This is a genomic window from Streptomyces capparidis (assembly GCF_054782095.1).
In genome coordinates, this window is sequence record NZ_BAAGTD010000025.1 from 87,498 (window position 1) to 101,184 (window position 13,687).

12 protein-coding genes are annotated in these 13,687 nt (G+C 72.9%); 3 read left to right on the plus strand and 9 right to left on the minus strand.

Annotation, left to right across the window (positions count from 1 at the left end):
• Window positions 1-792: 792 nt before the first annotated feature.
• Together ACYVO2_RS20875 and ACYVO2_RS20880 are read right to left on the minus strand one after the other, a co-directional pair.
• Entirely contained in the window at window positions 793-1,440 is a 648-nt protein-coding gene (locus ACYVO2_RS20875) for a response regulator (protein ID WP_461009428.1), read from the minus strand.
• On the minus strand, window positions 1,431-2,651 hold the full coding sequence (locus ACYVO2_RS20880; RefSeq protein WP_461009429.1) for a sensor histidine kinase: 1,221 nt from the start codon (window positions 2,649-2,651) through the stop codon (window positions 1,431-1,433). Before ACYVO2_RS20880 ends, ACYVO2_RS20875 begins: the two co-directional genes overlap by 10 nt.
• 278 nt (window positions 2,652-2,929) lie before the next feature.
• Between ACYVO2_RS20880 and ACYVO2_RS20885 the strand changes: the two genes are divergently transcribed.
• Window positions 2,930-4,432 carry a serine hydrolase domain-containing protein gene (locus tag ACYVO2_RS20885; protein ID WP_461009430.1) on the plus strand — a complete coding sequence of 501 codons (1,503 nt, stop codon included), beginning with the start codon at window positions 2,930-2,932 and terminating at the stop codon, window positions 4,430-4,432.
• A 223-nt stretch (window positions 4,433-4,655) separates the two neighbouring features.
• Entirely contained in the window at window positions 4,656-5,294 is a 639-nt protein-coding gene (locus tag ACYVO2_RS20890; RefSeq protein WP_461009431.1) for a flavin reductase family protein, read from the plus strand.
• Between the two features lie 240 nt (window positions 5,295-5,534).
• Here the strand turns inward: ACYVO2_RS20890 and ACYVO2_RS20895 are convergent, their stop codons facing one another.
• From ACYVO2_RS20895 to ACYVO2_RS20925, 7 genes are read right to left on the minus strand one after another with little or no spacing between them, the layout of a single operon-like run.
• Complete coding sequence (locus tag ACYVO2_RS20895; protein ID WP_461009432.1) at window positions 5,535-6,560, minus strand: 2-hydroxyacid dehydrogenase; 1,026 nt, start codon at window positions 6,558-6,560, stop codon at window positions 5,535-5,537.
• Window positions 6,557-7,180, minus strand: coding sequence for a histidine phosphatase family protein (locus ACYVO2_RS20900; RefSeq protein WP_461009433.1), 624 nt, complete (start codon window positions 7,178-7,180; stop codon window positions 6,557-6,559). The genes ACYVO2_RS20895 and ACYVO2_RS20900 overlap by 4 nt, the downstream gene beginning before the upstream one ends.
• Window positions 7,177-8,664, minus strand: coding sequence for an FGGY-family carbohydrate kinase (locus tag ACYVO2_RS20905; protein ID WP_461009434.1), 1,488 nt, complete (start codon window positions 8,662-8,664; stop codon window positions 7,177-7,179). Before ACYVO2_RS20905 ends, ACYVO2_RS20900 begins: the two co-directional genes overlap by 4 nt.
• The gene (locus ACYVO2_RS20910) at window positions 8,661-9,188 is read right to left on the minus strand and encodes an FGGY family carbohydrate kinase (protein WP_461009435.1); all 528 of its coding nucleotides are present in this window, start codon (window positions 9,186-9,188) and stop codon (window positions 8,661-8,663) included. The genes ACYVO2_RS20905 and ACYVO2_RS20910 overlap by 4 nt, the downstream gene beginning before the upstream one ends.
• A gap of 5 nt (window positions 9,189-9,193) precedes the next feature.
• On the minus strand, window positions 9,194-10,444 hold the full coding sequence (locus ACYVO2_RS20915) for a sugar ABC transporter permease (protein ID WP_461009436.1): 1,251 nt from the start codon (window positions 10,442-10,444) through the stop codon (window positions 9,194-9,196).
• Window positions 10,441-11,262 (minus strand): ATP-binding cassette domain-containing protein, encoded by an 822-nt coding sequence (locus tag ACYVO2_RS20920; protein ID WP_461009437.1) that lies wholly within the window; start codon window positions 11,260-11,262, stop codon window positions 10,441-10,443. The genes ACYVO2_RS20915 and ACYVO2_RS20920 overlap by 4 nt, the downstream gene beginning before the upstream one ends.
• A gap of 28 nt (window positions 11,263-11,290) precedes the next feature.
• Window positions 11,291-12,358 (minus strand): ABC transporter substrate-binding protein, encoded by a 1,068-nt coding sequence (locus ACYVO2_RS20925; protein WP_461009438.1) that lies wholly within the window; start codon window positions 12,356-12,358, stop codon window positions 11,291-11,293.
• A 374-nt stretch (window positions 12,359-12,732) separates the two neighbouring features.
• On the opposite strand from ACYVO2_RS20925, the gene ACYVO2_RS20930 reads away from it, so the two are divergent.
• Entirely contained in the window at window positions 12,733-13,473 is a 741-nt protein-coding gene (locus ACYVO2_RS20930; protein WP_461009464.1) for a DeoR/GlpR family DNA-binding transcription regulator, read from the plus strand.
• Window positions 13,474-13,687 lie beyond the last annotated feature (214 nt).

Sequence of the window (13,687 nt, forward strand, 5' to 3'; positions counted from 1 at the left end):
GAACACCTCACCCCCGGCAGCTCCGCCTCCTGGACCGACTCGGACTCTTCGACCGACCCGGGCGAGCGTGCGGGCGGCCGGGCCGGGGCCAGCCGCGGGGGGGCATCCCTCTTCCCCAGGAAGAGGGCTTGCCGCCACGGTGGCTGGGGCGGCTGTGCCCTTCGTCGGGTCACTTCGTCGGGTCCCGGTTGCTGCGCGTTGCACGAGGCCAGGTGGCCGGCGGTGAGGGGCCGTGTCCGGCGCGCGGCCCGGGGCGTTGTGCCGGGTGGGGGCATGGACGAGGTGCCGGGCGCCGCTCGCGGCCGAATCGAGCAGCGGGGCCGGGTCTTGGCCGAGATCGATCGGCTGTGGACGCGGCTGCTTGCCCGCGGGCGTGCGGACGCCCGAGCACGAGCCCGCCGCCGCTGTGCCGCGCCGACGCCGCGCGGCGGTGGCGGACAGGGGATCGCCGCGCAGGAGCCGTCCGCATCGGCGGGCACCGACCCGCCCCCGGCCGGAGAGGCTGCGGGCCCGGCCCGGCAGACCACACGGGCGCTACGGCCCCACAGGCGTCCCCGCGCACGCCGACGGATGAGACGGGAGATACCGGCGCCAGCACGAGGCGGGCGGATCGGCGCGGCATACCTGCATCCGCGCGGCTGACCATGACGGAGCCCAACCGGCCCGGGCGACGGGACCTCGCCCGGGCCGGCGCCGTGCGGGGATGTTGTCGAGGAGGACTCGAAGTCGTCCGCCGCTCACCGCGGCACGGGAGGCAGACGTGCCCCAGCCGTCCCTGGCTTGGGATTCCCCTCAGGCGCGCAGGTAGGCGAGGACGGCGAGGACGCGGCGGTGTCCGTGGCCGTCGACGTGGAGCTCGAGTTTTTGCAGGATGCTGCTGACGTGCTTGTTGACCGCGGCCTCGGTGACGTACAGGTCGCGGGCGATCTCGGTGTTGGAGCGTCCTTCGGCCATGAGGGAGAGGACTTCGCGCTCCCGGGGGGTGAGCCGCTGCAACGGGTCCTGCCGCCGGTGCAGGAGCTGGCGTACCACCTCGGGATCCATGACCGTTCCGCCGGCGGCCACCTGTTCGACCGCCTCCACGAACTGCGTGACGGCGCCCACGCGGTCCTTGAGCAGGTAGCCGACGCCGCCGTCGCCGCCCAGGTCGAGCACGTGCGCGGTGTAGGACGGCTCGATGTACTGGCTGAGCACCAGGACGGGCAGCCCGGCGTGCTGCCGGCGCAGCGCGACCGCGGCGCGCAGGCCGTCGTCGGCGTTGTCCGGTGGCATGCGCACGTCGGTGATGACGAGGTCAGGGGTGTGCTCCCGGACGGCGGCGGCCAGCGCGTCGGCGTCGCCGACGGCCGCCGCCACCTGGTGGCCGAAGCGGGTCAGCACCCCGACCAGGCCGTCCCGCAGCAGCGGCGAGTCCTCGGCGAGCACGACGGTCAGCGGCACGGCAGCTCCACGTGCAGCAGTGTAGGACCTCCTTCGGGGCTGGATATGCGCAGCCTGCCGTCGGCCGCGGCGACGCGGTCGGCCAGGCCGACCAGGCCGGTGCCTGTGGTCGGATCCGCCCCGCCGACGCCGTTGTCGCGGATCGCCAGGGTCAGGACGTCCTCCTGCAGCCGCGCGTGGACCTCCACCCGGGTGGCCTGGCTGTGCTTGGTGGCGTTGGCCAGGGCCTCGGCGACGATGAAGTACGCCGTGCTCTCCACGGACGCGGGCAGACGGTACGGCAGCCGGACGTCGGCGGTGACCGGCAGCGGGGAGCGGGCGGTGAGGTTGTCCACCGCCGCGGCGAGTCCGTGGTCGGTGAGGGCCCTGGGGTGGACACCCCGGCTGAGTTCGCGCAGTTCGTCGACCGCGAGGGTGATCTCGCTCTGGGCCGCGGCGAGTTGCCGGGCGACCGGCGAGGCGGGCTCGGCGTCCAGCAGGGCCATGCCGAGCATGACGTTGACGGAGACCAGCCGCTGCTGGGCACCGTCGTGCAGATCCCGCTCGATCCGGCGCCGTTCCGCGTCGAAGCCGTCCACCAGGCGCGCCCGGGAGGCCCTGACCTCGGTCAGCTCCCCGCCCAGTTCACCGTCGCGCGGCGCGAGGAGCATGCGGGTGAGCGCGGCTCGGGCCCCGGCCCAGGCGGTGACGGTGTACGGCGCGGCCGGCAGCAGGCACAGGCCGACGATCAGCCACGGCCAGGCGCCCGGGTCGTCCACCGGGGAGGTCATGAGCAGCACCGGCAGCGCCAGGGCGAAGCCGAGGACGAGCAGGTCCATCCACCACAGGGCGGTCACCGACACGGCGGTGAAGCCCAGCTCCCGCCAGGTCGCGGCCTCCCGCAGCCGGGTCTCCAGCCATCCCCGCAGCCCGGGACGCTCGGCAGGACCATGGGGGTCCGGGGCCGGATCCAGATCCACCAGCCGCAGCCGACGGCGTTCGACCCGGGCGACGACGATGCCGGACAGTGCCACGGCGAGAAGCAGCACCGCTCCCACGGCCACCACCAGGGACACCAGCCCGGCCACGGCCAGGGTCAGCACCACGACCATCGCGACCGCGCCGAAGAGCACCCCCGACAGCAGGTAGGCCAGTGCCCGCCATGGCCAGGCCGAAGCCAGGAACCTCAGCGGATGCTGCGCAAGGGCCTGCCAGGCCGTCCGGGAACGCACGCGCAGAAGCTACCCGACCGGCGGCTCCGCGCACGGTAGTGCGCGCACTACCTCTGGTCTCGCATCCACGCCAATGCCCCGCCCGGCCGGGTCCCGGTGGGATGGCGGACATGCAGATCAGTACGACGTACAGCGAGACCCCCGGCGAGCCAGTGGCCCGGGGGCCGGTCCGACGCGAGTTCCCCCCGCGTGACGGGAACAGGCGCAGCGAGGCTCCGGCGGGTGGGCGGAGCGGCGGGGTCCGGCGCGCGGGCCGGCTGGTGGCGGCAGCTCTCGCGGTGGCCTCGACGATCTTGTGGTGCCCGTCGGCGGCGGCGGCTCCCTCCGCTCCCGCGCTGGACGCCGCATCGATCGACCGCTACGTGCACGCCTACATGGGAAAGACCGACCTGCCCGGCGCCGTGGTGGCCGTCACCGAGGGCGAGAAGGTCGTCCGCGCCGCCGGATACGGGCACACTGCTTCGGGCGACGCCATGACCGGGCACACGCCGGTGCCCGTGGCCTCCCTGTCCAAGTCCATGACCGCCATGGCCGTGATGCGGCTGGTCGAGGAGGGCAAGGTCGACTTGGACCAGCCCGCACACCGCTATTTGCCCGAGTTCACCATGGCCGACCGGCGCGCGGAGCGGATCACCGTCCGGCATCTGCTGAACCAGACCTCCGGCATGGCCGACTCGGCCCACCCCGACCTGACCCGCGCCCAGGCGCACACGCTCGCCGAAGCGGTCGCGGACATGCGCGGCGCCGGGCTCGTCGCGGAGCCGGGAGCCGAGTGGAACTACCACAACCCCAACTACTTCGTCGCCGCGCGGCTGGTCGAGGTCGTCAGCGGACGGCCCTTCGCCGACTACATGACCGCCGAGGTCTTCCGGCCCCTGGGCATGGCCCGCACCACCTCGGCCGCCGGCACCGACGACATGCCCGACCACGCGCGGGGGTACGTGCGCGCCTACGGGATGCTGTTCGAGCGCTCCCATCCCCGCTGGTTCGCCGCCGGCGGCCACGGCGTGGTCACCACCGGCGACGACCTCGCCCAGTGGCTGATCGCGCAGAACAACCAGGGCGTGTCCGCGGCCGGCCGCCGCGTGGTGTCCGCGCGGAGCATCGACGTCATGCACACCCCGCCCGAGGGCCGCGAGTACGCGATGGGCTGGTCCCTGAGCCCGCCCGGGGACGAGCCCCGCCAGATCCGGCACACCGGTGACCTGCTGACCCACAACGCCATCCAGACCCTGCTGCCCGACAGCGGCGTCGGTATCGCGATCGTCACCAACACCGGCATGGTCTCCGGCGACGACGCCGCCGCCATGCTCCACGGCCTGATCGACCTGGCCGAAGGCAGGTCCCCCTCCATGGAGACCCCGTTCACCATGAAGGCCGACTACGTCCTCGCGGCACTCACCGTGCTGGCGCTCGGCCTCGGCACGCTCGGTGTCGTCCGGGCCGGCCGCTGGGCCCGCCTCGCCAGCACCCGCCGACTGTGGCGAACAGTCCTGCGCCTGGTGCCGCACGCCGCCCTTGTCGCCCTCTTCATCGCGCTGGCCGACCTCGTCGGCCTGCTCGTGAACCGGCAGGGCACACTGGCCCAGCTCCTCTACATATGGCCCGCCCTCGTCATCCTGTGCGGAGCGACCGCCCTGGCCTCCGCAACGGTGATCACCGCGAGGCTGATCGCCGCACTCCTCATCCGCTTCCGCGTCCGACGCACCGCACCGGAGGCCGCTGACGAGCAGCCGGGGCCCGGCCGGCTCAACCAGGTGCCGGCGATCGTGGACGCGTAGGTGCGGGCCCGCTGGTGAGGCGGTCGGTCCCGTGGGAGCAAACCCCGGAGCACCGGTGGAAGGACGAGCTCTGAGCGGTGCCGCCGGCAGTCGTTCGGCTCGGCCCGGAACGCGATGTCGTATTCCCGCCAGCGTCGGTGCCCTCGCCCGGGGGAGAGTCGGCGGTGGCTCGTGTGCTCCTTCGTCGCGGGCCCCAGTCGGCACTTTGTGAAAGGCGCGGCACATGCACGTCGTCCCCGGGCTCAAGGTCTTGTACTTCGGCACTCCGGTGGTGCTGATCAGCTCGCTCAATGATGACGGCACGGCGAACATCGCGCCGATGTCCTCGGCGTGGTGGGTGGGTCGGTTCTGCATGCTGGGTCTGGGCAACGACTCTCAGACCGCAGCGAATCTGCTGCGGGAGGGCGAATGCGTGCTCAATCTGCCCTCGTCGGCGATGGTGGATGTGGTTGACCGGATCGCACTCACCACGGGGAGGCAGGACGTGCCGGACTACAAGGCGAAGCAGGGGTACCGGTACGAGCCGGACAAGTTCTCGGCCGCGCGGCTGACCGCGCAGGCGTCGGAGCTGGTCCGCGCCCCCCGGATCGCGGAATGCCCGATCCAGATGGAGTGCCGGCTGGTCTCGGACCACCCCTTCGGCGACTCCGCTTTGGATGTCACCGCCTTCCAGGTCGAGGTGCTTCGCGCCCATGTCGAGGAGGAACTGGTCATCCCGGGGACGCACCATGTGGACCCGCACGGCTGGGACCCGTTGATCATGAAGTTCTGTGAGTTCTTCGGCGGTGGGCGGAACATCCACCCGTCGAGACTCGCCGAAGGCTGGAACATGCCGCACCAGCGTCAGTCGGCGGCCGTCTGAGCCGGTTCCCGACAGACAGGCAGCCCGCGGAACGGGACAGCCTGAGGCGCGGTGCGGTAGGCGTCGTAGCGGTGGGGTTTCGCGGTCAAGGCCGTCCTGGTCGCCGCCGCGCCCCGTCCCGATGCGGGGGCGGTCGGTGGCAGGGCGGCGCGGGCCGGCCACCGAGCGGGCGTCCGGGGGAGGTCCCGGAGCGGGCGCGCCGCTCTGCGGGCGGCGGACGCCGCGGTCGTTCCCGGGGTGTCAGGTCAGGACCTCGGGGTTCGCGCAGTGCTCGAGGGGACGGCCGGACAGGTACCGGGCGACCTCCGCGGCCACCAGGGAGGCGGCGTTCAGGGCGGTCTGCCTGCTGGCGCCGGCCAGGTGCGGCGTCATGACGACGTTGGGGGTCGTCAGCAGGCGTGAGCCCGCGGGGACCGGCTCCCGGGGGAAGACGTCGAAGGCGGCGCCGAAGAGCCGGCCGCGGTCCAGGGCGTCGCACACGGCGTCGTAGTCGACCAGGCTCCCGCGGGCGCAGTTGACCAGCACGCCGCCGGGGGGCATCAGTTCGATCATGCGGCGGGAGATCAGGCCCTCGGTCTGCGGGGTGGCGCGGGCGTGCACGGTGACGAACGTGGAGCGCCGCATCAGCTCCGCCAGGTCGGTGACCTCGGCCGGTGACACGTCGTCCGGGTGGACGAAGGGGTCGGCGACGAGCACGCGCGCCCCGAAGCCGCGGACGATGCGGGCCACCCGGGACCCGATGGCGCCGTATCCCACGATGCCCACCGTGCTGTCCGCGAGCTCCGGCCCGACCCTGTCGAACATGTAGTAGTCGCCCCGCCAGGTCCCGGCGGTGAGGTCGGCGTGGGTGGCGGGGACGCGCCGGGCCGCGGCGAGCATGAGCGCGACGGTGTGCTCGGCCGTGGCCGTCGCGTTGCGCCCGGGGGCGAACGTGACGGCCACGCCGTGCTTCGTGGCCGCGGCCAGGTTGGCGTTGACGGGGCCGCCGCGGCTGACGCAGAACAGGCGCAGGTCGGGGCAGGCGCGCAGGATCCGTTCGGTGAGCGGGGCCATCTGGGTGACGCAGATGTCCACACCGTCGAGTGCCTCGATGAGCTGCTCCTCGGTGCCGGACGCCTCGTGGACCTCGGCCACCTCGCCGAAGGGCTCGACGGGCCAGGGCAGGGTCAGCTCGCGGAACTTCGCGGTGGGTGCCACCGGCCGGAGGGTGTCGGTGAGCAGGGAGTTCCGGACGAAGTGGTCACCGGCGGTGAGGATGGTGGTCACGTGAGTGCTCCAGAGGTCACGGGACGGTTCAGGGTCAGCAGCGAGGGCACTCCGTCGCGGAGGACGATCTCGTTCAGGGCGCAGTTGGCCAGGAACGGGAAGATCCGGCGGTAGTCGCGCGCCGGGAGGTCGAACACGCGGCACAGGGTGAGCCGGATCGCCGTGGAGTGGCCGACGACGAGGACGCGGCCCTCGGGGTGGCCGGCCTTGAGGTCCGCGAGGAACGCCAGGTAGCGCTCGCCCGCCTCGAGGGGGTCCTCCCCCTCGGGGAAGTGGTTCGCCACCGGGTCGTCCTGGAAGGCCGCGAGGTCGGCGGGGAAGCGCTGCCGCATCTCGGCCCGGGTGAGGCCCTCGGCGACGCCGAAGTCGAGTTCGCGCAGGCGCGGGTCGACGCCGAGCGGGAGCCCGGTGCGCGCCGCGCTGTGCCGCGCGGTCTCCTTGGAACGGGTCAGCGGGGAGGCCCAGATGGCGGTCAGGTCCGCCTGTTCCGCCCAGTCCGCGAGGGCGCGGGCCTGTGCGTGGCCGCGTTCGGTGAGCGGGATGTCGCTGCCGCCGGCGTACCGGTTGCCGGCGTGCCACACGGTTTCCCCGTGCCGGGCGAAGATGACGTTGAGGCTCATTGCGCCGTCCTTTCTCGCGCGTGGGCCGCGACGACGCCGGGGAGCCAGCCGCGTTGGACAAGCAGGTCGAGCAGCCGGAGGTAGCCCTCCTGGAGGGGGGCTTGCACGAAGTCGCGCGGTTCCACGGTCCGCTCCGGGCGCACCATCGCGGCGGCGACGCCGTCGAGGGGGTGCTGGGTGGACGCGGCCAGCACCGCCATGCCGAGCGCGGGTTGCGCGTCGCGCGGCAGGGTCACCGGGCGCCGCAGCACGTCGGCGCGCAGTTGGTTCCACAGGTGGTTGCGGGTCGCCCCGCCGGTGATGACGATCGGCCCGTCGGTCGGCGCGCCGAGGTGGTCCACGTAGTCGAAGCAGAGCCGCTCGACGTAGGCGACGCCCTGGAGCAGCGCGGCGAAGGACTCGGCCGGGCTGTGCGGTTCGCGGCTGCCGAACGCGCGGGCCCGCGGAGCGGCGAAGGGGAACCGCTCGCCCGGGGAGACCAGCGGGTAACGCAGCAGGTCGGTGGGCAGCAGCGCCGCGGCCTCGCGGGTGAGCCGGTCCAGGTCGGCGTCGGCGAACTCGCGGGCGACCAGGCCGGCTCCCACGCTGGAGGCTCCGCCGGGCAGCCAGTGGCCGGTCGGCGACCGGTGGGAGTAGACGACTCCGTGCGGGTCGTGGAGGAGGTCCCTGGTCACGCCCTTGAGCACCAGGGTGGTGCCGAGGACGGAGTTCCAGCTCCCCACGGCGGTGGCGCCGGAGCCGAGTTGCGCCGCGCAGCCGTCGGTCATGCCCGCGACCACGGCGGTGCCCTCGGTGAGCCCGGTCTCGGCGGCGGCGGCCGCGCACACCTCGCCGATGAACGCGCCGGGCGGCACCAGGTCGGGCAGCAACGCGCGGGGGATGTCCAGCGCGGCGAGGACCTGCTCGGGCCAGGCCACCTCGGTGGCGTCGGCGCCGGTCTTGAGCGCGTTGCTGGTGTCGGTGGGGACCCGGTGCCCGACCAGGCGGGTGTTGACGACGTCGTTCTGGTGGGCCAGCCGCCAGCCCAGCTCGCCGGCGCGGGGGAACCGGTCGAGCAGCCACCGCAGCTTGGGCAGTCCCCAGGAGCGCTGCATCCGCCGGTAGCCGGCCTTCTCCCACTGCCGCTCCCCCGCGGCGTTGACCTGCTCCGCCTCCGCGGCGGCGCGGGCGTCGTCGTACATCAGCGCCGGGGTCGTGCTGCGGCCCTGCCGGTCGAGCAGGGTGATGGTGCCGGAGGTGGCGTCGACGGCCACGCCCCGGACCCGGCGCAGGTCGGCGCCCGCGGCGCGGGCCCGCCCGATCGCGGTGCACACCGCGGGCCACCACTGCTCGGGGTCCTGCTCGTGGCGGTCGCCGTCCCGGTGGCTGGTCAGCGGGCACGACCCCGTGCCCAGCAGCCGGCCGTCGGTGGTGGCGACGACGACGCGCACGCCCTGCGTCCCGAGGTCGACTCCCAGCCAGGCGTCCCTGGCGGAGGGCGTCATGCGCCGCCTCCGCCGTCCGGACGCGTCCGTCCACGGCCGGACGTCCAGATCGGCCGGTGCGGCTCCCCGACGCGCGGGAAGTCGGCGTACCGGCCGCCGAAGGCGGCGGCCCGCCCCGGGTCGGGGTCGAAGGCGGCGGCTGCGCGGACGTGTCGGGCCGCCGCGGTCGCGAAGCCGGGCTCGCGACCGGTGGCGACCAGCCCGGTCAGCCAGGCGCCGCGGGCACCGACCTCGTTCCACAGCACGGCGGGCCCGGTGGGCCGCCCCCGGTCGTCCACCAGCCGAGCGCCGTCGCCCTGCGCGGTGACGGCCACCATGCCGAGGGCCTCGGGAAGGGCGGCGACCACCTCCCGGGGGGTGGCGGCGACCGCGGCCCACACCTCGGACATGTCCTGTTCCGACCACCGGGGGCGGGGACGCGCCACCCGGGTCGGGCGGCGGCTCACCGCCGGTTCGGTTCCGTCGTCGCCGTAGCCGCCCGCCTCGATGGTGGTGGTGCCCGCGTCGATGGCGATCGCGGTCATGCGACTCATCCCCGTCCGTGGGCCCGCTGCGTGCGGCGGGCGACCGAGTCCAGGGCGACGGCGATGAGCAGCACCGCGCCGGTGATCATGAAGCGGTAGGAGGAGTCCAGGTTGAGCAGGGTGAGCCCGCTGGAGATCGACTGGATGACCAGGATGCCGAGCAGGGCGGCGAAGGCCGACCCGCGACCGCCGAAGAGGCTGGTCCCGCCGATCACCGCGGCGGCGATGGCGTTGAGGTTGACGTCGCCCGTCCCCGTGCTCTGGTTGGCCGCGGCCAGCCTCGACGCGGCCAGGACGCCGCCGATCGCGGCCAGGCCGGAGCAGATCACGAACACCGAGGTGTACACGCCCCGCACGTTGATCCCGGCCCTGCGGGCGGCCTCGGCGTTGCCGCCGACCGCGTAGATCGACCGCCCGAACGCGGTGCGGGTGAGCACGTAGTGCATCACCAGCACCAGCGCGACGAAGAGCACGAACATCCAGGCGACGCCGCGGGTGCGGTTGAGGTAGTGGACCACGAGCAGCAGCCCGGCCAGCAGCAGGAGCGACCGCGTGACCAGCCACTGGAGCGAGGAGGACGACAGCCCGGCGCGGCGGCGGTTCCGGACCCGTACCCACCCGGTCGCCATGAACCCGCCCGCGGCGGCCACCGCCAGCACATACGCCAGCCACTCGGGGACGAACCACAACTGCGCGAACTTCACCAGGGTGGAGTCGTACGGCAGGTTGATGGCGTTCTGCCCTCTCAGCAGCCACAACTGCACGCCGAGGAACGCCAGCAGCCCGCCGAGGGTCACCACGAAACTGGGGATGCCGAGGCGGTTGAACACCTGCCCGTAGAGCCACCCGATCAGGCAGCCGGAGGCCACGGCCGCGAGGACCGCCAGCCACATCGGCTGCTCGTGGCGGACCATGACCACGGCGGTGACGGCGGCCGACACGCCGCTGACCGATCCCACGGAGAGATCGATCTGGCCGGTCAGCAGCACGCACACGATGCCCAGCGCGATGACGCCGATCGGGACCATGTCGAACGACAGGTTCACCAGGTTGGTGCTGGACAGGAACGTCGGGTTGAGGAGCTGGAAGACCGTCCAGATCACCACGATGCCGCCGACGACGGGCAGCATGCCCAGGTCTCCGTCCCGGACGCGGCGGACCGCGTCCCGGATGCCGTCGTTGATGCCCTGCGGGGCCCTCAGGCGCTCGTCCTGCCGGTCGGCGGCCGTCGCCGGCGGAGTTTCCACGGATGTCACAGCACTTCCTTCTCTTCCCGCGGGGCGGTCGCGCGGCGGGCGGCGCGCCGCGACACCGCGTTGTCGTCCGCGCCGGTGATCGCGGCGACGATCTCTTCCGAGGAGACGTCCCCGGCGTCGAACACGCCGTTGTTGCGGCCCAGCCGCAGCACCGCGACGCGGTCGGCCACCGCCCGGACGTCCTCCATGTTGTGGCTGATCATGACCACGCCGAGCCCTTTGTGCCTGAGCCGCTCGACGAGGTTGAGGACCTCGGCGGTCTGCGCGACGCCCAGGGCGGCGGTCGGCTCGTCGAGCAGGATGACCTTCGGGTCGCTCAGCAGGGACCGGGCGATCGCGACCGTCTGCCGCTGGCCGCCGGAGAGGGCGGCCACCGGGACGTTCAGGGTGGGGATCCTGGCGGACAGCTCCCGCAGCAGATGCCAGGAGCGCTTCTCCATCGCGACGTCGTCCAGCATCCAGGGCCGCAGCTCCTGGCCCAGGAAGAGATTCGCCTTGACGTCGAGGTTCTCGCACAGCGCCAGGTCCTGGAAGACCGTGGCGATGCCCAGCGCCCGGGCCGCGGCCGGTGAGCCGAGGGAGACCTCCTCGCCGTTGAAGAAGACCTGTCCCGCGTCCGGCGTGTACACCCCGGACAGGATCTTCACCAGCGTGGACTTGCCGGCGCCGTTGTCGCCGACGATGGCCACCACCTCACCGGCCGCGACGTCGAGGTCGATGTCGGTGAGCGCGGCGACGGCGCCGAAGTGCTTGCAGATCCCCCGCAGCGACAGCACGGTGTCCGTGCCGGCGCCGGGGACCGCGGCGGGTGTTGTCATGACTGCCTTCCTCCGAGACTCCGGACCGCTAGCCGATTCCCAGCTCGCGGCAGTCGCCGGCGTACTGCCGGGTGCACACGTCCTTGGCCTTGAGCACCCCGTCGGGTCCGAAGACGACCTCCTTGAGGTTCTCCCGGGTGACGACGGTCGGCTGGAACAGCCGCGAGGGCGTGTCGAACAGCGTGGTCTCGGCCTTGGGTTCCTTGCCCTGCATCAGCTCGTGGGCGACCTCGGCGGACGCCTCGGCGACGATCTTGATGGGCTTGGAGATGGTGTTGTACTGGTCTCCGGCGATGATCCGCTGCACCGCCGCCAGCTCGGCGTCGTTGCCGGTGATCGGGGGGACCTTCACGTCGGCGGCCTTGAACGCCGCGATCGCCCCGCCGCCGGTTCCGTCGTTCGCCGCCACCACGCCGGCGATCCGGCCGCGGTACTGGGCGATCTGCCCGCTCACCCACTGCTGGGCCTTCTCGGGCGACCAGTCCGGCGTGTCGTACTCGGCGAGCAGCTTGAACCCGCTGTCGTCGACGGCCTTGTGGATGCCCTTCTTGATCAGCCCGGCGGCGGCGTCGGTCGGCGACCCGTTGACCTGGAGCACGCCGCCCTTCGCGCCGGTCTGCTTCAGGTGGTCGGTCAGCGACCGGCCGATGGCCTCGCCGATCGCCTCGTTGTCGAACGACACGTAGAAGTCCGCCGGCTTGGCCGGGATCGGTCGGTCATAGGCGATCACCTTGACGCCCTGGGACTGCGCCGTCTGGACGATCGTGGCCGCCGCGGCGGAGTCCACCGGGTCGAGCACGATGACCTTGGCGCCCTGGGCCATCGCGGAGTTCGCCTGCTGCTGCTGCTTGGAGGCGTCGCTGTCGGCGTTCTGGTAGAGCACCTTGCACTCCGGGCACAGCTCGGCCATGCGCTTCTTGAACAGCGGCGCGTCGTACTGCTCGTAGCGGGTCGAGGCGAGGTCCGGCATCAGGAAGGCGACCTTGCCCTGCCCGCCCTTGGCGTCGGAGCCCCCGGCGCTCGGTTCTTCGGCGCATCCGGCGAGGGCACCCAGGGCGAGGATGCCGGCGAGAGCACCGCTGGCCAGGTTTCTCATGTTCCACCCCTTGATCCGGGACCGTGCCGTTGGCGGCCGGCACGCTGTGACGTAACGCACAAGAAACGCGGCGGGCCGCGCGTATGTCAACGGATCCCGAGAAGTGAACAGCAAAAGCTGCGCGTTCGCTCACCCTCGTTGTTCGGTCACCTGGTATCGACCAACATCTGCGTGTCATGCTCTGCGCGGGAGCGCGCCACAAGTCCGGCCGCGACATGCGCGCCAAGCACCCGGGGTCCTCCGGGGGCAGGGCGCGGACCGGAACGCTCGAAGGTGTTCTGTTCACACGAAACGAACAGGGGATTCCAGTGGAGCTGGGCAGAGGTCCGGATACCGGCGAGGGCGGACGGGGGCCGCGTGAGCGGCGGGAGCTGATCAAGAGCCGGGTCGTCGACGAGGGGTTCGTCCGGATCGAGCAACTCGCCGACGAGATGGGCGTGACACCCATGACCATCCGCCGGGACCTCGACCACCTCCAGGCCAGAGGATGGCTGCGCAAGGTCCGCGGCGGTGCGACCGCGCAGCCGTCGACGGCGTTCCACGGTGACGTCCGGCACCGCACCCGGACCATGGCGGCGGAGAAGAGCGCGCTCGCCCGGGCCGCGCTGCCCCTGATCAAGCCCGGGCAGTCGCTGATCATCGACGACAGCACCACCGCCCTCGCGCTCGCCGGGCTGCTCGCCCAGCGTGCGCCGCTGACTGTCATCACCAACTTCGTGCCGGTGATCCAGGTGCTCGCCGGCAGCGCGGGCATCGAGCTCATCTCGCTGGGCGGCGCGTACTACCCGGCCTACGACGCCTTCCTCGGCATCCGGACCGTCGACGCCGTCAACACCCTGCGCGCCGACACGCTGTTCGCCTCGACCACCGCCATCACCCGAGGGCACTGCTACCACCAGTCCCAGGAGACCGTGGCGGTGAAACGGGCCCTGATGGAGGCCTGCGAACGCAAGATCCTGCTCGTCGACCACACCAAGTTCCAGCGACGCGGCCTGTACCAGCTCGCCCCGGTCACCGCGTTCGACCTCCTCGTCGTGGACGCCGGCATTCCCGCGCCGGACCTGGAGGCGTTGCAGGCCAAGGGCGTGGACGTGCTCGTCGCGCCCCCGGAGTGACCACGGGGCCGGCCCCCGCCGGGCACCGCCCTGCGCACCGGGCCGGGCGGGCCAGGCGGCGGCCGCGTGCCCGCGCCCCATCAGCACGGCGCCCTGGCGCTCGAGGAGGTCGAAGACGGCCAACCGGTGCCTTCGCGTGGAGGACGCCGGGCCTTCGGCGGCGGTCGTGCCGGCGGTTGCCTCTGGGGTGGTCAGCGGTGGGGCGGGGCGGCGC

What these genes read in the sequence shown, in the direction of transcription:
- ACYVO2_RS20890 (WP_461009431.1), top strand. Translation starts at nt 4,656, where the DNA reads ATGCACGTCGTCCCCGGGCTCAAGGTCTTGTACTTCGGCACTCCGGTG.
- ACYVO2_RS20900 (WP_461009433.1), bottom strand. Translation starts at nt 7,180, where the DNA reads ATGAGCCTCAACGTCATCTTCGCCCGGCACGGGGAAACCGTGTGGCAC.
- ACYVO2_RS20905 (WP_461009434.1), bottom strand. Translation starts at nt 8,664, where the DNA reads ATGACGCCCTCCGCCAGGGACGCCTGGCTGGGAGTCGACCTCGGGACG.
- ACYVO2_RS20910 (WP_461009435.1), bottom strand. Translation starts at nt 9,188, where the DNA reads ATGACCGCGATCGCCATCGACGCGGGCACCACCACCATCGAGGCGGGC.
- ACYVO2_RS20920 (WP_461009437.1), bottom strand. Translation starts at nt 11,262, where the DNA reads ATGACAACACCCGCCGCGGTCCCCGGCGCCGGCACGGACACCGTGCTG.
- ACYVO2_RS20925 (WP_461009438.1), bottom strand. Translation starts at nt 12,358, where the DNA reads ATGAGAAACCTGGCCAGCGGTGCTCTCGCCGGCATCCTCGCCCTGGGT.